Origin of the sequence: Brachybacterium endophyticum (assembly GCF_003130585.1) — a bacterium.
GTDB classification, from domain to species: domain Bacteria; phylum Actinomycetota; class Actinomycetes; order Actinomycetales; family Dermabacteraceae; genus Brachybacterium; species Brachybacterium endophyticum.
Genome location: NZ_QFKX01000005.1, coordinates 282,325 through 298,784 on the forward strand (window position 1 = coordinate 282,325; position 16,460 = coordinate 298,784).

Below are 16,460 nucleotides of genomic sequence, written 5' to 3' on the forward strand. Positions count from 1 at the left end.
CCGGGAGCGGCCGTTCATGATCTCTGCAGGGCCGTCGAGCCCTGCCTGTCTCCGGCGTCTCAGCCGACGGGCTGGAGCGCCTTCTGCTCGAGCACCACGATGCCGTCGCGCAGCTGCGCGGTCTTCTCCTCGCGCACGAACAGCTCGCCCTCGACCGAGAGGTCCTCGCGGAAGCCGAGTCCGATCGTGTCCACGACCTCGCTGCCCACGCGGGTCATCAGGGACTCCAGCATCGGCAGGACCTCGCCGGCCTCGCCCCAGCCGTAGCCGACCAGCAGCAGCGGCAGGCCGCTCCACTCGTTGTAGAGGAAGTCGACGGCGTTCTTGAGCGCACCGGTGTAGGCGCCGTTGTACTGCGGGGTGAGGATCACCGCGGCGTCGAGCGAGCCGATGCGCTCGCCCCAGCTGCGTCCGTGATCGGTGGTCTTGTCCGCACCGGACTTCGGGCTCTGGGGCTCGTCGAAGGCGGGGAGCGCGATGTCCTTCAGATCGATGACGTCGATCTCGAAGCGCTCGTCGACGGCGGACGAGACCCACTGGGCCACATGGTCCGCGACGCGGTTCGGACGAGCACTGGAGACGATGATGCCGAGCTTGGCCATGGGGGGAGGACCTCACGAAGTAGTTGACGAATGAACCATTCCGGACCAGTCAACGCCGAACCTGCCGAAGAATTCCAGGACTGTGAACCACCTGTGGTCGATTGCACGTCCGTGCCCGCACTCCACGCGGCCCGTAGAATCGGCGTCATGATGAGCACCGATCAGCACACCGAGACCGAGTGCGTCTTCTGCAGGATCGTCGGCGGGGAGATCCCCTCCGAGCGCGTCCACGAGGACGACCAGGTGATCGCCTTCAAGGACCTCGCCCCCAAGGCGCCGGTCCACGTGCTCGTCGTCCCGCGCGCACACCTGCGGGACGTCCGCGAGCTCTCCGAGGACCCGGAGCTGCTCGCCCACGTCACCCGGGTCGCGGGTCGTCTCGCCGACGATCTGGCCGACGGCGAGTTCCGCCTCATCTTCAACACCGGCGCGAGCGCCGGGCAGACCGTCTTCCACGTGCATGCGCACGTGCTCGCGGGCACCCAGCTCACAGAAGGACAGATGTGACAGACCCTCTCACCCCCGCACCGGGACCTGCTCCCGAGACCACCGAGCGCATCCTCGCGATCCCGGACCACCTCAGCCCCCTCCAGGTCCTCGGCGAGTCCGACAGTGCATTGAACACGCTCGAGGACGTGCTGCCGGGGGCCGACGTCGCCGTCCGCGGCCACCGCATCACCCTCCGGGGCGAGGAGCGGGCCGTGCGCCGCGCGGAGCACATCGTGCGCAGCCTGATCGAGGTCGCCCAGAGCGGGCAGACCGTCACTCCCGAGGCGGTGACCCGCGCCGCCGAGCTGTACGGCGACGACCGCGGCGCCGGTGAGCGGATCGAGACCGTGCTGGCCCGCACGGTCCTCTCCTCCCGCGGCCGTACGATCCGCCCCAAGACCCTGGGGCAGAAGCAGTACATCGACGCCATCGAGAGCAGCACGGTCACCTTCGGCATCGGCCCCGCCGGGACCGGCAAGACCTACCTGGCGGTGGCGCTCGCGGTGCGCATGCTGCTGTCCAAGCAGGTGGATCGCATCATCCTCACCCGGCCCGCGGTCGAGGCGGGGGAGCGTCTGGGCTTCCTGCCGGGTGGCCTCAACGAGAAGATCGATCCGTACTTGCGTCCGCTCTACGACGCCCTGCACGACATGCTCGACCCCGAGTCGATCCCGCGCCTGATGGGCGCGGGAACCATCGAGGTCGCCCCGCTGGCGTACATGCGCGGGCGCACGCTGAACGACGCCTTCATCATCCTCGACGAGGCGCAGAACACCAGCCCCGAGCAGATGAAGATGTTCCTCACCCGCCTCGGCTTCAACTCCACCATGGTCGTGACCGGGGACGTCACCCAGGTCGACCTCCCGGGCGGCCAGCCGAGCGGTCTGAAGGTGGTCGAGCAGGTGCTGCGCGGCATCGACGACATCTCCTTCTGCCGCCTCACCCCGCGCGACGTGGTGCGCCATCGCCTCGTCACCGACATCGTCGAGGCCTACGGACGCTGGGAGGTCGGCAGCAAGGGCGGCGGCCACGGCGAGGGCGGCTCGCGCCGCCACGGATCGAAGGGCGGTGCCCGATGAGCATCGAGGTCCGCAACGAGACCACCACCCGGGTCGACGAGCGGGAGTTCGTCGACCTCTCCCGCTTCGTCCTCGAGCAGATGCACATGCACCCGCTCACGGAGCTCTCGATCCTGTTCATCGACGAGTCGGCGATGGAGCAGCTGCACATCCAGTGGATGGACGAGCCCGGCCCCACCGACGTGCTGAGCTTCCCGATGGACGAGCTCAGTCCCGGCTCGGAGGACGCGCCCGCCCCGGAGGGTCTGCTCGGCGACATCGCGATCTGCCCCACGGTCGCCGCCTCCCGGGCCGCCTCCGCCGGCCACAGCGCGATCGAGGAGATGCTGCTGCTGGCCACCCACGGCATGTTGCACCTGATGGGCTACGACCACGCCGAGGAGGAGGAACGCACGGTCATGTTCGACCTCCAGCGCCGACTGCTGCTGACGTTCCTCGCCTCCCGCGGCAAGGACACCGAGTGACAGCACTGCTGCTGGTCCTCATCCCGCTGGCCGTCCTGGGCATGGTCTGCGGCGGTCTGCTCTCGGCCGCCGACGCCGCCCTGCTGGGCACCTCGCGCGCCGCCCTCGAGCGCCACCTCGAGGAGGCCGAGTCGCCCGAGCGGGTGCGTCGGCGCGTGCTGCACCAGCACGAGGACGCCCCGCACACCCTGGCCGCGATCAGCCTGGGCCGCGTGATCTCCGAGTCGATCATGGCGGTCGCGATCACCGCGATCGTGTTCGAGACCATGCACGGGTGGGTCCTGCCCACCCTGCTGTCGGTCGCGATCGCCGTCGTCGGCTCGTTCCTGGTGGTCTCCGTCTCGCCGAGGACCGTCGGCCGCAGGCGGCCCGAGCGCTTCTCGGTGCTGCTGTCCGGGCTGATCAGCGTGGCGCGGAACCTGCTGGGTCCGCTCGCGCGACTGATGATCCACGTGGGTTCCGCGTTCACGCCGGGCGGGAAGATCTCGGGCGGCCCGTACGCGACCGAGGCCGAGCTGCGCCAGTACGTGGACCGCGCCATGGAGAACGAGGAGCTCGAGGACACCGAGCGCGACATGATCCAGGGCGTCTTCGACCTCGGCGACACGCTCGTGCGCGAGATCATGGTGCCCCGCACGGACATCGTCACGGTCACCGCCGCGACCACCGCCGAGAAGGCCATGCGTCTGTTCGTGCGCTCGGGCTACTCGCGCATCCCGGTGATCGGCGAGACGGTCGACGACCTCCAGGGCGTCCTCTACGTCAAGGACGTCATGCGCACCATTCACTCGCCCTGGGACCCCAGCCCCGAACGCCCGGTGGACCAGCTCATGCGCGCCCCGATGGTGCTGCCCGAGTTCCTCGGGGCGGACGAAGTCCTGCACGCCATGCAGACCCGGCGCGTGCACATCGCGATCCTCGTCGAGGAGTACGGCGGGGTCTCCGGCATGGTCACCATCGAGGACGTCCTCGAGGAGATCGTGGGCGAGATCGCCGACGAGCACGACCGGGCGGAGCTTCGCATCGAGGAGCTCGAGGACGGCGTCTTCCGGGTCCCGGCTCGCGAGAGCATATCCACCGCGGGAGAGCTGTTCGGCCTGGACATCGAGGACGAGGACGTCGACACCGTCGGCGGACTCCTCACCAAGTCGCTCGGACGCATCCCCATCATCGGCTCGGAGTCCGACGCGCTCGGGCTGCGCCTGGTGGCCGACCGCACCGGCGGCCGACGCAAGCAGCTGGCGACCGTCCTGGTCAGCAGGACCCCCAAGGAGGAGCGGGAGGACACCCGGACCGGCTCCGTCCCCGTCGTCGACCCCGGGACGAGCAGCGAGACGACGGGGCAGAGCGCGTCCGTCCAGGAGGAGGAGCATGCCTGAGAGCACCACCGAGTCAACGCCCGCGGGGGCGCCGTCCGAGCATCGCGCCGGGTTCGTCGCCCTGGTCGGGCGCCCGAACGTCGGCAAGTCGACGCTCACGAACGCCCTGGTGGGCGAGAAGGTCGCGATCACCTCCTCGAAGCCGCAGACCACTCGCCGGGCGATCCGAGGGATCCTCACCCGTGAGGACGCCCAGGTCGTCCTCGTGGACACCCCCGGCGTGCACCGCCCGCGCACGCTGCTGGGGGAGAGGCTGAACGATCTGGTGCGCGAGACGCTCACCGAGGTCGACGTGGTCGGCTTCTGCCTGCCCGCCGATCAGAAGATCGGGCCGGGCGACCGCTTCATCGCCGAGGACCTCGCCGAGATGCGTCGCGGACGGCGGGGCCCCAAGTTCGTCGCCGTCGTCACCAAGTGCGACCTGGTGGGGTCGCAGCGCATCGCCGAGCACCTGATCGACGTGGACCAGCTCCTGGACGTCGACGCGATCGTGCCCATCAGCGCCGTCACCGGACGTCAGGTCGAGGACCTGGTGTCGGTGATCGCGGGACTGCTGCCCGAGAGTCCGCAGCTCTATCCCGACGGGACGCTCACCGAGGAGAGCGACGAGGACCGCATCGCCGAGCTGATCCGCGAGGCCGCGCTCGAGGGCGTCCGCGACGAGCTGCCCCATTCGATCGCGGTGGTCGTCGAGGAGATCGCCGAGACCGATCCCGACGGCGATCCCTTCGCCGAGGTGGAGCCCGGTCAGGGTCGACTGGTGGTGCGGGCGAGCCTGTTCGTCGAGCGGGACAGCCAGAAGGGCATCATCATCGGCCGCGGCGGCTCCCGCCTGCGAGAGGTGGGGGCCAGCGCCCGCGAGGAGATCAACGCCCTGCTGGGCCGTCGCATCCACCTGGACCTGCGGATCAAGGTCGCCAAGGACTGGCAGCGCGACCCCCGCCAGCTGGGACGGCTCGGATTCTGAGACGGTTCGAACGCCCCGTGAGCCGGGTGTACGGTGGCGCACATGCCGGGAACGATCCTCCTGCTTAGCCGCCGCGTCGAGGCCTGATCCGCCGGGACCTCGCCGCGGCCGCTCCTCTGCCCACCCGGCGACACGCTCCAGCAGTCGAAGGATCCCCCTGTGAACACCACTGCGACCACAGTCCCGACCGATGCCGCCCAGGCCGACGCCGGCTCCCCCCGCGCCGCGACCGCCGACCCGTCGCTCCCCGTCGTCGGCTGCGACGGCGACGCCCCCCAGCAGCCCTCGGGAATGCCCACCCACAAGTACCTGCCCTTCCACGAGCAGATCCGGGTGGAGCTGCCCGACCGCACCTGGCCCGACACCCGCATCACGCGCGCACCGCGCTGGTGCGCGGTCGATCTGCGTGACGGCAACCAGGCGCTCATCGACCCCATGAACCACGAGCGCAAGCTGCGGATGTTCGAGCTCCTGGTACGCATGGGCTACAAGGAGATCGAGGTCGGGTTCCCGGCCGCCAGCCAGACGGACTTCGACCTCGTGCGCGCCCTCATCGAGGAGGACCGCATCCCCGAGGACGTCTCGATCCAGGTGCTCACCCAGTCCCGTGAGCACCTCATCGAGCGCACCTACGAGGCGATCTCCGGCGCCCACCGCGCCGTCGTCCACCTCTACAACTCGACCTCGATCGTCCAGCGCGATGTCGTCTTCCGCTCCGACGAGGACGGCGTGCTGGACATCGCGGTGCAGGGCGCGCTGCTCTGCAAGAAGTACGAGGAGACCGTCCCGGACACCCAGGTCACCTACCAGTACTCGCCCGAGTCCTTCACCGGGACCGAGCTCGAGTACGCGGTGTGCGTGTGCAACGCCGTCGCGGACGTCTTCCGGCCCACGCCCGAGCACAAGATGATCGTGAACCTGCCCGCGACCGTCGAGATGGCGACCCCGAACGTCTACGCCGATTCGATCGAGTGGATGAGCCGCCACCTGGTCCCGCGCGAGGGCATCGTGCTCTCCCTGCACCCGCACAACGATCGTGGGAGCGGCGTCGCCGCCGCCGAGCTCGGGTACATGGCGGGCGCGGATCGCATCGAGGGCTGCCTGTTCGGCAACGGGGAGCGCACCGGCAACGTGGACCTGGTGACGCTGGGGCTGAACCTGTTCAGCCAGGGCGTGGACCCCCAGATCGACTTCACCGACCTCGACGAGGTGCGACGGACGGTCGAGCACTGCAACCAGATGCGCGTGCCCGAGCGGGTCCCCTACGGCGGCGACCTCGTGTTCACCGCCTTCTCCGGCTCCCACCAGGACGCCATCAACAAGGGCCTGGACCGGATGCGGTCCGATGCGGAGGCCGCCGGGAAGCAGGTCGACGACCTGGTGTGGAGGGTGCCCTACCTGCCCATCGACCCGCGGGACATCGGCCGCTCCTACGAGGCCGTGATCCGCGTGAACTCCCAGTCGGGCAAGGGCGGCATGGCCTACCTCCTGCGCACCGAGCACGGTCTGGACCTCCCGCGGCGCCTGCAGATCGAGTTCTCGGGCATCGTCCAGAACATCACCGACTCCGAGGGCGGCGAGGTCTCCGCCGCGGCGCTGTGGGACAGCTTCAGCGACGAGTACCTTCCCGCCCAGGACCCCGCCCGCACCTGGGGGCGTTTCGGTTTCCACGGCGTGCACCAGGAGTCCGCGGGCGAGGGCTCGGACCGGATCGCGGTCGAGCTGCGCGTGGACGACCACGAGGAGACGGTCGAGGGCTACGGCAACGGCCCGCTGGACGGCTTCGTCAAGGCACTCGCCGGCCAGGGCGTCCAGCTGCGGATCCTCGACTACGCCGAGCACGCGCTCACCGAGGGCGACGACTCCCTGGCCGCCTCGTACATCGAGTGCGAGATCGGCGAGCGGATCTTCTGGGGCGTCGGCGTCGACGGCTCCATCACCCGCGCATCGCTGCAGGCGATCGTCTCGGCGCTGAACCGGGCCGAGCGCTCCAAGCACTGAACTACGGGCCCGCGACACGCGGGTCGGGAGCGCACGAGGGGTCGACGGGCACGCACCGTCGGCCCCTCGCCCGTCATCGGGAGGGGACAGCCGGGGTGGCAGGGACGCAGGCCCGGGGAGAGCAGGAGCGCCGGAGCCCTGTTGCGCCGGGAGAACCCTCCGTATGCTCCGTGCATGGCCCACGTGGTGAAGACCCGACCGACCGACCAGGATCCCGCCGCCTACTGCACGCAGCTGCCCACGGCCCGGCGCCGCGAGGAGGGCGCCCGGCTGCTGTCGATGTTCAGGGAGGTGACGCGAGAGGATCCCGTCATGTGGGGCCCCAGCATGATCGGCTACGGGACGATGGAGTACCGCGGCAAGACCTCCCACGGCACCTGGTTCCGGGTGGGCTTCAGCCCGCGCAAGGCCGCCCTCTCGCTGTACGGGCTCCAGGGCGGCGAGGCGGCGGAGGAGCTGCTCGGACAGCTGGGGAAGCACCGACGCGGCGCGGGGTGCGTCTACGTCACCTCGCTGCGGGACGTCGACGAGGCGGTGCTGCGCGCGCTGATCTCCCTCGCCTGGCGGGGGGAGGACTCCGGTTCCTGCTGAGCAGGCCCGTCCGGATCCCCCTCCGCGAGATCCGGCGCGAAGAACTCCCCGGTGACCGCCTCCGGTTCGGCGATGGCCTGGACCGGAAGGACGGCGGGCGACTCCGCGTGACCCGTGGGATCCGCGGGACTTGCCGCCGCGCCGGGGGCGACGACCTCGGGCGTGGCCTCCGACTGCTCGGCACGCTCGGCGGTCAGGGTGGTGCCCGCGCTCGCGGCGACCACGAGGACGACGGCCGCCACGCCGTAGCCGCTCGGCATCTGCGCCAGCAGCAGGGCCCCCGCGATCGTCGCGATCGCCGGCTCGAGGCTCAGCAGGATGCCGAACACGTTGCGCGGCAGTCGGCGCAGCGCAGCGAGCTCGAGACTGTAGGGGATCACCGATGCCAGCAGGGCGGTCCCGGCCCCGAGCGCCAGCAGGGAGGGGTGCGCGATCGCCGTCAGCACGCCGCTCCCGCCCATCGGCGCGAGCACGAGCGCGCCGATGGCGACGGCCACGGCGAGCCCTCCCTGGCCGGGAACCTCCCTGCCCACACGTGCACTGGCGAGCACGTACAGAGCCCAGAACACCCCGGCGATCAGGGCGAAGAGCACCCCCAGCGGGTTGAGCTCCCCGATCCCCATCAGGCTCTCGACCCCGAACAGCCCCACCCCGAGCAGGGCCAGCAGCACGCAGAGGAGGTCGGCCCCGCGCCGGGAGAGGATCGCGGAGAGCACGAGCGGACCCAGGAACTCGATGGCGACGGCCGTCCCCAACGGGATCCGGTCGATGGCGGCGTAGAACGAGCCGTTCATGCCGCCCATGGCGAGTCCGAACAGCACCACGGAGCGCCACTGCCCACGACGCCAGCGATGCACGGCGGGCCGCACCAGCACGAGCAGGATCACAGCGGCGATGCCGAGGCGCAGCACGGTCACGCCCCACGACCCCAGCGCGGGGAACAGGTGGGCGGCCAGTGCGGCGCCGAACTGCAGGGACGTGCAGGATCCCAGGATCATCAGCACCGCGGAGCCGTGGGTTCCGGAACGAGTGGGGGAGGAGGTCACGCACTCAGTCTTCCCCGTTGCCACCCCGGGCGAAAGATCAGCAGAGTGAGAGTTCGTGAGGGATATCGTGAAGCAGAGCCGAACGATCCCTCGAGGGCAGGAGATCCCCGATGCTGCACCTCGCACGCCTGCGGACCCTCCACGAGTTCGCGCGCCTGGGCACCGTCCACGAGGCGGCCCGCAGCCTCGCCTACTCGCCGTCCGCCGTCTCCCAGCAGCTGACCCAGCTCGAGAGGGACGTCGGCATCGCGCTCACCGAGAAGGCCGGGCGGCGTCTGGTCCTCACTGCCGCAGGACGTGTGCTCGCTCAGCACGCCCGCACCCTGCTCGAGGACGTCGAGCGTGCGGAGGCCGATCTGGCGGCGACCAAGCCCGTGCTCTCGGGCGTGCTGCGCGTTGCCTCCTTCCAGTCCGTCATGCTCTCGCTGATCCCACCGGCCCTCACGATCCTGTTCGAGCGCCATCCCGAGCTCCAGGTCGAGGTCCACCAGCGCGAGGCCGAGGCAGCCTACGCCGGTCTGCTCACCCACGAGTTCGATCTGGTCCTGGGGGAGGAGTACCCCGGGCTCGACGAACGGCATCGTGCCGGGGTGCAGCGCGAGGCACTCCTCGAGGACCCGCTGCTGCTGGCGATCCCGCGTGAGGGCTCCTGGGCGGGCGCCAGAGGACTCGAGGATCTCTCGGAGGCCAACTGGACAGCGGATCCCGACACCGTCCTGCCCGGGATCTGGGTGCGCAGCCGGCTGCGTGCCCAGGGGATCGAGCCCCGCGTCCGCTTCGAGACCATCGACCTGCTTCTGCAGGCCCACCTGGTCCGCTCCGGGCACGCCGTGGCGATCATCCCCGGGCTCGTCGCCCGCGAGCACCTGACCGGCGCGGACCTTCTCGAGCTGACTGACTCCCCGCACCGCCGCCTCCACACGGCGGTGCGCACCGGACGCAGCGCCGATCCCGCCACGCGTGCCCTGCGCAGCGCCCTCGCGGAGGCCGCGGGCGCCCTGGAGGCCGTCCCGCCGGGGAGCTGAACGGGCACCGCGAGGGAGCTTCTCCTCCCGAAGCAGGAGGCGGCCCCGGGGGACCGTCGGTAGCGTCGACGCATGGCACCGGTTCCCGATCGGCATCCCTCGGCGTCCCCGCTCCACGACCCCTCCCCACGGCCGGGGTCGACGCGCTCCCCCGGCCAGCTCACGATCGCGCTGGTCGCCCTGGGCCCTCCTGCTCGTCCTGCTGCTGGTCGCGGGGCTCAGCGCCGTGGGCCGGGGACGACGCCGCCCCGCGGCGCCGATGGCCCCGCCGAGGCGTTCAGCAGCTCCCGCGCCGCGACGGCCGCCGCCCCGATCGTCTCCCGGCCGCGGCCGATCGGGTCGAGTGCGAACGACGCGGCCCGCGAGACGCTGTCGTCCCACCTCGAGGACGCCGGCCTCTCGGTCCGTGAGGTCGAGGGCATGGGCGACTTCGCCGCGCAGGGCGAGGGATCGGCCGGGTACACCCGCAGCCTCGTCGCCACGCGCCCGGGCACGGACCCCACGGGCACCATCGTGCTGGCCACCCACATCGATTCCGTCCCCGGCGCTCCGGGCGCGGCGGATGCCGGGGTGGGCATAGCCGTGATCCTGGAGTCACTGCGAGCTCTCGGCCCGGAAGCGGCGCGCAACGACCTGGTGGTGCTCCTGGTCGACGGCGAGGAGGACGGCCTGCTACGAGATCGCCGTGGACGGACACAGCCTCCGGGACGCCTCCGTGGACGGCCACGCGATCGGCGACGGGTCAGCGCTCTCTCGCCTGCGCGTGGTCGGAGTCCGTGACGGGCAGCAGGTCGTCGTCAGGCTGAGGTTGCCACGCGGCGCCGTCGTGCGCGTCGCGGACATCAGCCACGATCCCTCGGCGGCGGGAGGCTGGCGGCGGCCCGGCCAGGGTGTCGCCATGGTCCGCCCCGAGGTCCGGGTGGAGTCCTCCGTGCGGGTCTGAGCCGCACCGAGGCCGTACGCGGGCCCTGCGCCCGCACCCCGCTATGTATCTTGACGTCAAGATAGAGTGGGGTGCATCGGCCCGTGAGTGGCCGAGGGTGGTGACGGACGGAGAGTAGACATGGCCCACAGCTGGGATCCCACGCAGTACCTCGCCTTCGGTGACGAGCGCGGGCGGCCCTTCCTCGATCTCACCGCGCGGATCGGGGCCACCTCGCCCTCGCTCGTGGTCGACCTGGGAGCCGGGCCGGCCACGCTGACCGCCCTGCTGGCCGAGCGCTGGCCGGATGCCGAGGTCCTCGCCGTGGACTCGAGCCCCCACATGCTCGAGCGCGCACGCGGCGTCACGGGCGTGCGGGTCGAACAGGCCGATCTGCGCACCTGGCGAGCCGGCCGCCCGGTCGACGTGCTCGTGACCAACGCCGCGCTGCAGTGGGTCCCCGGACATCTGGCCCTGCTGCCGCATCTGCTGGAGCAGGTCGCGCACGGCGGCTGGCTCGCGCTGCAGGTGCCCGGGAACTTCGAGGAGCCCAGTCACGCGATCCGTCGCGAGCTCGCGGCCCAGGAGCCGTACGCGCCCCACCTGGCCGACATCGACGACCCCTCCTCGCACGACGCCGAGGACTACCTGCGCGTGCTCCAGCAGGAGAGGTGCGAGGTCGATGCCTGGGAGACCACGTACCTCCATGTCCTCCACGGCGAGGACCCGGTGTTCGACTGGGTCAGCGGCACCGGCGCCCGCCCCACGCTCGAGGCTCTGCCCGCCGATCTGCGCACCCGTTTCGCGGAGGAGTTCAAGCGTCGCCTGCGCGAGGCCTACCCGGATCACGGTCACGGAGTGGTGCTGCCGTTCCGTCGTGTGTTCGCCGTCGCCCACCGGGTGTGAGAGCGCCGTCCGTCGGCCCGCGGCGGTAGATTCGACCCATCATGCAGAAGCTCTATCGGGACGACGCGATCGTCCTGCGCACCCACCCCCTGGGCGAGGCCGACCGCATCATCACCCTGCTGACGCGCCGGCACGGGAAGGTGCGAGCGGTGGCCAAGGGCGTGCGCCGCACGGGCAGCCGCTTCGGCGCGCGACTGGAACCCTTCACCCTCGTGGACGTCCAGCTCCACGCCGGGCGGAACCTGCACACCGTGAACCAGGTGGTGACGATCGAGGGCTTCGCCGGGTCGATCAGCTCGGAGTACGGGCGCTTCACCGCCGCGACGGCGATGCTCGAGACCACGGACCGGCTCACCGACGACGTCGTCGATCCCTCCCAGCGAGGGTTCCTCCTGCTGGTGGGTGCGATGCGCACCGTCGCCGAGGGGCGGATCCCTCCGTCCCTCGTGCTGGACTCCTTCCTGCTGCGCACCCTGGCCCTCGCCGGCTGGGCACCGGAGCTGAGGGTGTGCGCGACCTGCGGGGCCGACGGCCCTCACCACGCGTTCGACGTCTCCGCCGGAGGCCTCGTGTGCTCGGCCTGTCGGCGTCCCGGCGCGGTCGCCGTGCGTCAGGCGGCGATCGAGCACATGATCTTCCTGATGGCGGGCGACTGGGAGAACGTGCTGGACTCCGAGCAGACCACACGGGACCAGGCCAGTCGGCTGATCGCCGACACCATCACCTGGCATCTCGAGCGTGCTGTGCGCTCGCTCGGGTACGTCGAGCGCTGAGCTCCCGCGCGGGGCCGTCGGCAGGGTCGTCATTGGCGGAGACGGCGTCGGCGCGGCGGCCGGGGTTCAGGCCTCGAACCGGCGAGTCGCTCCCGGGTGGTCGGCCGCCAGGTGCGGGCCGTCGCCGCCCAGTCGCTCGCGGAGCGTCCTCGGCGCCGTGCCCTCCACGGGCTCGGCCAGCACACCGCGGCGCCGCAGCTCCGGGGAGACCAGGCGCGCGACCCGCTCGAAATCGGCCGGCCGGACGGCGGCCGAGACGTTGAACCCGTCGATGTCCGCCTCCCGGGCCCAGCGTTCGAGCTCGTCGGCGACGGTCGAGGGCGAGCCGACGATGACCGGCCCGCGGCCGCCGATCGCCACGAACTCCGCGAGATCGGCGACGGTCCACCGGCGATCGCCCGCGAGGGTGGTGAAGGAGTCCAGTGCCGACTGGTTGGCGTCGGTGCGCACGTGCTCGATCGGGTCGTCGGGACGGGCCGAGGACAGGTCCACGCCCGTCCAGCCGCCGAACAGGGTCAGGGCCGACGCGGTGTCGACCCATTCCCGGTACTCCTCGAGTCGCTGCTCGGCCGCCTCGTCGGTCTCGTCGACAACGATCGTCGCGAGGGCGAAGACCTTGGCCGCATCGCGGGAGCGACCCGCCTCCTCGAGACCGTCGCGGACCGAGTCGACCCAGGAGCGCACCAGGGAGGGCGAACCGCCCGAGAAGAAGATCGCCTCGGCGTGCTCGCGGGCGAACCGCAGCCCGCGCGAGGAGGCACCCGCCTGGAACAGGAACGGGGTGCGCTGGGGGCCCGGTGCCGCCAGGGCACGCCCCGGCACGTCGAAGTGCCTGCCGTGGTGCTCGGCGTCCCGGACGAGGCCCGGGTCCACGACCACCCCCGCGTCACGGTCGAAGCGGACCGCGCCGTCGGCGAAGGACCCTTCGAACAGCTCGTACATGACCTCCATGTACTCGTCGGCCCGGTCGTAGCGCTCGTCGTGGGGGATCTGCGCGCTGCGGCCGAGGTTGCGGGCCGCGGAGTCCTGGTAGCTGGTGACGATGTTCCAGGCGACGCGTCCGCCGGTGAAGTGGTCCAGGGTGGTCAGGGTCCGGGCCAGCAGGTACGGCTCCTCGTAGGAGACCGACGCCGTGACACCGAAGCCCAGGTGACGGGTCACCGCCGCCATCGCCGGCACCGCGACCAGCGGGTCCAGCAGCGGGTACTGGACGCCTCCGCGCGCCGCGGCGTCGGGGCCGCCGCCGTAGACGTCGTAGACGCCCACCACGTCGGCGAGGAACATCGAGGCGAAGCCGCCCTCCTCGAGGGTGCGGGCCAGATCGGTCCAGTACTCGAGGCGGTCGTAGTCCTGGACGCGCGACTCGGGGTGGCGCCAGAGTCCCGGCGACTGGTGCACGGGGGTGAGCATGTCGAAGGCGTTGAGCAGAAGCGGTCGAGAGGTCATCAGGTCTCCAGGGTGACGCGGAGCTGTCAGGGTGGGCGGGGAGGGGTGGGCCGGTCCCGGTTCAGGAGCCGTGCTCGGGGCCCGCGGCTCGGCGACCCGCGAGCAGGCGGCCGTACGGATCCGCCGCGACCAGGGTGGCAGCGAGGGAGATCGCCGCGATCAGCGTGACGTAGCAGCAGATCAGCCAGGGGGTGCCGCCCCCGAGCTGGAACAGCAGGGTGGCGATCATCGGCATCACGCCGCCGCCGATGACCGATCCCAGCTGGTACCCGAGGTTCACGCCGGAGTAGCGCACCTCGACCGGGAACTGCTCGGCGAACCAGGCGGCCTGGGGCCCGTAGACGGCATCGTGGGCGATGTTCATCCCCAGCACCACCACCACGGGCAGCACGGCGAGCGGCCCGGTCCCGGCGAAGGCGAAGAGGATCCAGACGAACACGGCGATGGCGACGAAGCCGAAGACCGTCACCGGGCGACGCCCGACGCGATCGGAGAACCACCCCCACAGTGGCGCCGTGAACAGGCCGATCGCCGAGGCGATCATCACGGAGGTGACACCCGCGCTGTCGTCACCGCGGGTGCTCGAGAGGTAGCTCAGCAGGTAGACGGTGATCAGGAAGTAGATGCTGTTCTGGGCGATCCGTTGGGCCATCGTCACCAGCAGCGCGCGCCGGTGGCGGGAGAAGATCTCGCGGACGGGGGAGACCGCCCGGCGGCCCTCGGAGAGCACCGCCCGGAACTCGGGGGCGTCCGCGACGCCCAGGCGTATCCACAGCCCCAGGGCGACCAGCAGGGCGGAGAGCAGGAACGGGATCCGCCATCCGAAGGCCGCGAACTGCTCGTCGGTGGTGAGGGTGCGCACCAGCAGGAAGGCGCCGGTGGCCAGCAGCATCCCGGCTGCGGAGCCGACCTGGGTGAAGGACCCGAACAGCCCGCGCCTCTCGGCGGGGGCGTGCTCGACCGAGAGCAGTGCGGAGCCGCCCCACTCGGCGCCCGCGGCCAGTCCCTGCACCATGCGCAGGGCGACCAGGGCGAGGGCCGCCCAGATCCCGATGCTCGCGAACGTCGGCAGCAGTCCGATCAGCATGGAGCCGATCCCCATCACCAGCAGCGAGGCCACCAGCAGCGACTTCCTGCCGATGCGATCGCCCAGGTGCCCGGCGATCACGCCGCCCAGGGGTCGCATCAGGAAGCCGATGCCGAGCGAGGCGAAGGAGGCCAGCGTGCTCGCGAAGTCGCTGTGGCTCGGGAAGAACTGCTGGTTGAACACGAGCGCGGCTGCCGTGCCGTAGAGGTAGAAGTCGTACCACTCGATGGTGGTGCCCGACAGCGCCGAGATCAGCACGCGGCGCCGTTCACGGCGCGTGGCGAGCTGCTGCGGCGCGGCCTGTGGGGAGTCCAGGGTCGTGCTCATCAGCGGTCTCCTCCCGTGCTGCCGGTTCCGGAGGGTCCGGCGGCGGACCCCTTCGTGGCGTCGCCGATCGCGTTCAGTCCCTCCGGGAGCGCGCCGTTGATCCAGTAGTCGCCGAGCGCCCGTGCGCGGAACGCGATCGGGTTGTGGGTGGCGACGGTCTGGGCGTTGCGCCAGTGACGGTCCAGAGCCTTGGAGGTCGAGGTCGCCGAGGCGCCGACGGTGAGGAACAGGTCCTGGGCCGCGCCCAGGGCGAGCTCGGGCACCGAGATCTGGGCGTGCTCGACGGCGATCTCGGCGCGATCGACGCCCCGCAGTCCGGAGCCCTCGCCCCTCGCGCCCTCGCCGTACGGCGACGTGGCGGCGGCTGCCTCTGCCACGCCCTCGTCGAGGGCACGGGCGGTCTGCAGCACGATCGCCTCCGCGCTGAAGGCCTTCGCGGCGATCCGCCCCACGGCCTCCTGGATCAGCGGGTCCTCGCGGAAGGGGAGTCCGGAGCCGGTGTTGAAGGTGCGGGCCCGGCGGGCGACCAGGCCGGCCGCGTCCGCGCGGGCGGCCCCGGCGATGCCGGCGAGGACGACCAGCAGCACGTGCTGGAAGAACGCCGCTTCGTGGGCGGCCTCGACGCTCTCCGGTTCGCGTTCGAGCAAGGCGGTGCCCTCGACCGGGACGTCCTCGAAGATCGTGGTGCCGGTACCCGTGAGCTTCTGGCCGAAGCCGTCCCAGTCGTCGTGGATCGTGACGCCGGGGGCGTCGGTGGCGACGACGGCGAAGCGCCTGCCGTCGCCCTCCTCGAGAGCGGCCGAGACGCGCGTGTAGTCGGCGAAGATGGTGCCGGTCGTGTAGAACTTCCGTCCCCGCAGCACGGTGCCGTCGGCGGTCTCGTGCAGGGTGGTGGCGAGCGTGCCGAGACGGTTCCCGCCCTTCTCCGTCGAGGCGTTGCCGACGGTGGCGCCCGCGAGCACGCGCGGGTACCAGGCCTGCTGGATCCGCTCGGGCTGGAAGCGCAGCGACTCGAGGAAGCCGAAGTGCGAGCGGTACTGGTGGGCGACGTTGGAATCGGCTCGTGCCAGATCGATCAGCAGACGGGTGAGCGTCTCGATGCTGGCCCCCGGCCCGCCGTGCTCGCGGGGGACGCGGAGGGCGCCGAAGCCGGCCGCGTTCAGGCGGCGGATCTCCTCGCTCGGGAGGCGCCGCTCGGTCTCCCTCTCGACAGCGCCTGCGGCGATCTCCTCGAACAGGGGCGCGAAGGTCTCGTGCAGTGCTGGGTAGTCCGCGGCTGCGGGCATGGGGGCCTCCAGGGGCGCGTCGACGGGGTGGTGAGCGGCGTGGTCGCGATCGCCGCTCGGGCACCCGGAA

The 16,460-nt window shown here is 71.4% G+C and carries 16 protein-coding genes; 11 read left to right on the forward strand and 5 right to left on the reverse strand.

Annotation, left to right across the window (positions count from 1 at the left end; genetic code table 11):
• Positions 1 to 59: 59 nt before the first annotated feature.
• The gene (locus DEO23_RS13400) at positions 60 to 602 is read right to left on the reverse strand and encodes an NADPH-dependent FMN reductase (protein ID WP_109276515.1); all 543 of its coding nucleotides are present in this window, start codon (positions 600 to 602) and stop codon (positions 60 to 62) included.
• A 147-nt stretch (positions 603 to 749) separates the two neighbouring features.
• On the opposite strand from DEO23_RS13400, the gene DEO23_RS13405 reads away from it, so the two are divergent.
• The 7 genes from DEO23_RS13405 (at position 750) to DEO23_RS13435 (ending at position 7,572) form a co-directional block, all read left to right on the forward strand.
• Positions 750 to 1,109 carry a histidine triad nucleotide-binding protein gene (locus DEO23_RS13405; protein WP_420808028.1) on the forward strand — a complete coding sequence of 120 codons (360 nt, stop codon included), beginning with the start codon at positions 750 to 752 and terminating at the stop codon, positions 1,107 to 1,109.
• On the forward strand, positions 1,106 to 2,170 hold the full coding sequence (locus DEO23_RS13410) for a PhoH family protein (RefSeq protein WP_109276516.1): 1,065 nt from the start codon (positions 1,106 to 1,108) through the stop codon (positions 2,168 to 2,170). The genes DEO23_RS13405 and DEO23_RS13410 overlap by 4 nt, the downstream gene beginning before the upstream one ends.
• Positions 2,167 to 2,634 (forward strand): rRNA maturation RNase YbeY, encoded by a 468-nt coding sequence (gene ybeY / locus DEO23_RS13415; protein WP_109276517.1) that lies wholly within the window; start codon positions 2,167 to 2,169, stop codon positions 2,632 to 2,634. Before DEO23_RS13410 ends, ybeY begins: the two co-directional genes overlap by 4 nt.
• A complete protein-coding gene (locus DEO23_RS13420) occupies positions 2,631 to 4,013 on the forward strand; it encodes a hemolysin family protein (protein ID WP_240613404.1) in 1,383 nt (460 codons plus the stop codon). Before ybeY ends, DEO23_RS13420 begins: the two co-directional genes overlap by 4 nt.
• Positions 4,006 to 4,980 (forward strand): GTPase Era, encoded by a 975-nt coding sequence (gene era, locus DEO23_RS13425; protein WP_109276518.1) that lies wholly within the window; start codon positions 4,006 to 4,008, stop codon positions 4,978 to 4,980. The genes DEO23_RS13420 and era overlap by 8 nt, the downstream gene beginning before the upstream one ends.
• A 291-nt stretch (positions 4,981 to 5,271) precedes the next feature.
• Entirely contained in the window at positions 5,272 to 6,981 is a 1,710-nt protein-coding gene (gene leuA / locus DEO23_RS13430; RefSeq protein ID WP_165831852.1) for a 2-isopropylmalate synthase, read from the forward strand.
• 174 nt (positions 6,982 to 7,155) lie between these two features.
• On the forward strand, positions 7,156 to 7,572 hold the full coding sequence (locus DEO23_RS13435; RefSeq protein WP_109276520.1) for a DUF1801 domain-containing protein: 417 nt from the start codon (positions 7,156 to 7,158) through the stop codon (positions 7,570 to 7,572).
• Here DEO23_RS13435 and DEO23_RS13440 read toward each other — a convergent pair.
• Positions 7,482 to 8,618, reverse strand: coding sequence for an EamA family transporter (locus DEO23_RS13440; protein WP_240613405.1), 1,137 nt, complete (start codon positions 8,616 to 8,618; stop codon positions 7,482 to 7,484). The genes DEO23_RS13435 and DEO23_RS13440 overlap by 91 nt on opposite strands.
• Before the next feature lie 110 nt (positions 8,619 to 8,728).
• Here DEO23_RS13440 and DEO23_RS13445 point away from each other — a divergent pair, with 110 nt between their 5' ends.
• From DEO23_RS13445 to recO, 4 genes are all read left to right on the forward strand, one after another.
• Positions 8,729 to 9,643, forward strand: coding sequence for a LysR family transcriptional regulator (locus tag DEO23_RS13445; protein ID WP_109276521.1), 915 nt, complete (start codon positions 8,729 to 8,731; stop codon positions 9,641 to 9,643).
• 72 nt (positions 9,644 to 9,715) lie between these two features.
• Positions 9,716 to 10,423, forward strand: a complete 708-nt coding sequence (locus DEO23_RS13450) for a M28 family peptidase (RefSeq protein ID WP_109276522.1) — start codon at positions 9,716 to 9,718, stop codon at positions 10,421 to 10,423.
• Positions 10,424 to 10,706: 283 nt separating this feature from the next.
• Complete coding sequence (locus DEO23_RS13460) at positions 10,707 to 11,471, forward strand: methyltransferase domain-containing protein (RefSeq protein WP_109276524.1); 765 nt, start codon at positions 10,707 to 10,709, stop codon at positions 11,469 to 11,471.
• Between the two features lie 41 nt (positions 11,472 to 11,512).
• Complete coding sequence (recO, locus tag DEO23_RS13465; RefSeq protein ID WP_165831840.1) at positions 11,513 to 12,244, forward strand: DNA repair protein RecO; 732 nt, start codon at positions 11,513 to 11,515, stop codon at positions 12,242 to 12,244.
• A gap of 66 nt (positions 12,245 to 12,310) precedes the next feature.
• On the opposite strand, the gene DEO23_RS13470 is transcribed toward recO, so the two are convergent.
• From DEO23_RS13470 to DEO23_RS13480, 3 genes are all read right to left on the reverse strand, one after another.
• The gene (locus DEO23_RS13470; protein ID WP_109276526.1) at positions 12,311 to 13,690 is read right to left on the reverse strand and encodes an LLM class flavin-dependent oxidoreductase; all 1,380 of its coding nucleotides are present in this window, start codon (positions 13,688 to 13,690) and stop codon (positions 12,311 to 12,313) included.
• Positions 13,691 to 13,751: 61 nt separating this feature from the next.
• Positions 13,752 to 15,104 carry an MFS transporter gene (locus DEO23_RS13475; RefSeq protein WP_109276527.1) on the reverse strand — a complete coding sequence of 451 codons (1,353 nt, stop codon included), beginning with the start codon at positions 15,102 to 15,104 and terminating at the stop codon, positions 13,752 to 13,754.
• The gene (locus tag DEO23_RS13480) at positions 15,104 to 16,390 is read right to left on the reverse strand and encodes an acyl-CoA dehydrogenase family protein (RefSeq protein ID WP_109276528.1); all 1,287 of its coding nucleotides are present in this window, start codon (positions 16,388 to 16,390) and stop codon (positions 15,104 to 15,106) included. Before DEO23_RS13480 ends, DEO23_RS13475 begins: the two co-directional genes overlap by 1 nt.
• Positions 16,391 to 16,460 lie beyond the last annotated feature (70 nt).

Bases quoted from the DNA above. Each gene is read 5' to 3' on its own strand.
- DEO23_RS13400 (WP_109276515.1), bottom strand. From the start codon at position 602: ATGGCCAAGCTCGGCATCATCGTCTCCAGTGCTCGTCCGAACCGCGTC.
- DEO23_RS13405 (WP_420808028.1), top strand. From the start codon at position 750: ATGATGAGCACCGATCAGCACACCGAGACCGAGTGCGTCTTCTGCAGG.
- ybeY (WP_109276517.1), top strand. From the start codon at position 2,167: ATGAGCATCGAGGTCCGCAACGAGACCACCACCCGGGTCGACGAGCGG.
- era (WP_109276518.1), top strand. From the start codon at position 4,006: ATGCCTGAGAGCACCACCGAGTCAACGCCCGCGGGGGCGCCGTCCGAG.
- leuA (WP_165831852.1), top strand. From the start codon at position 5,272: ATGCCCACCCACAAGTACCTGCCCTTCCACGAGCAGATCCGGGTGGAG.
- DEO23_RS13435 (WP_109276520.1), top strand. From the start codon at position 7,156: ATGGCCCACGTGGTGAAGACCCGACCGACCGACCAGGATCCCGCCGCC.
- DEO23_RS13445 (WP_109276521.1), top strand. From the start codon at position 8,729: ATGCTGCACCTCGCACGCCTGCGGACCCTCCACGAGTTCGCGCGCCTG.
- DEO23_RS13450 (WP_109276522.1), top strand. From the start codon at position 9,716: ATGGCACCGGTTCCCGATCGGCATCCCTCGGCGTCCCCGCTCCACGAC.
- DEO23_RS13460 (WP_109276524.1), top strand. From the start codon at position 10,707: ATGGCCCACAGCTGGGATCCCACGCAGTACCTCGCCTTCGGTGACGAG.
- recO (WP_165831840.1), top strand. From the start codon at position 11,513: ATGCAGAAGCTCTATCGGGACGACGCGATCGTCCTGCGCACCCACCCC.
- DEO23_RS13470 (WP_109276526.1), bottom strand. From the start codon at position 13,690: ATGACCTCTCGACCGCTTCTGCTCAACGCCTTCGACATGCTCACCCCC.
- DEO23_RS13475 (WP_109276527.1), bottom strand. From the start codon at position 15,104: ATGAGCACGACCCTGGACTCCCCACAGGCCGCGCCGCAGCAGCTCGCC.
- DEO23_RS13480 (WP_109276528.1), bottom strand. From the start codon at position 16,390: ATGCCCGCAGCCGCGGACTACCCAGCACTGCACGAGACCTTCGCGCCC.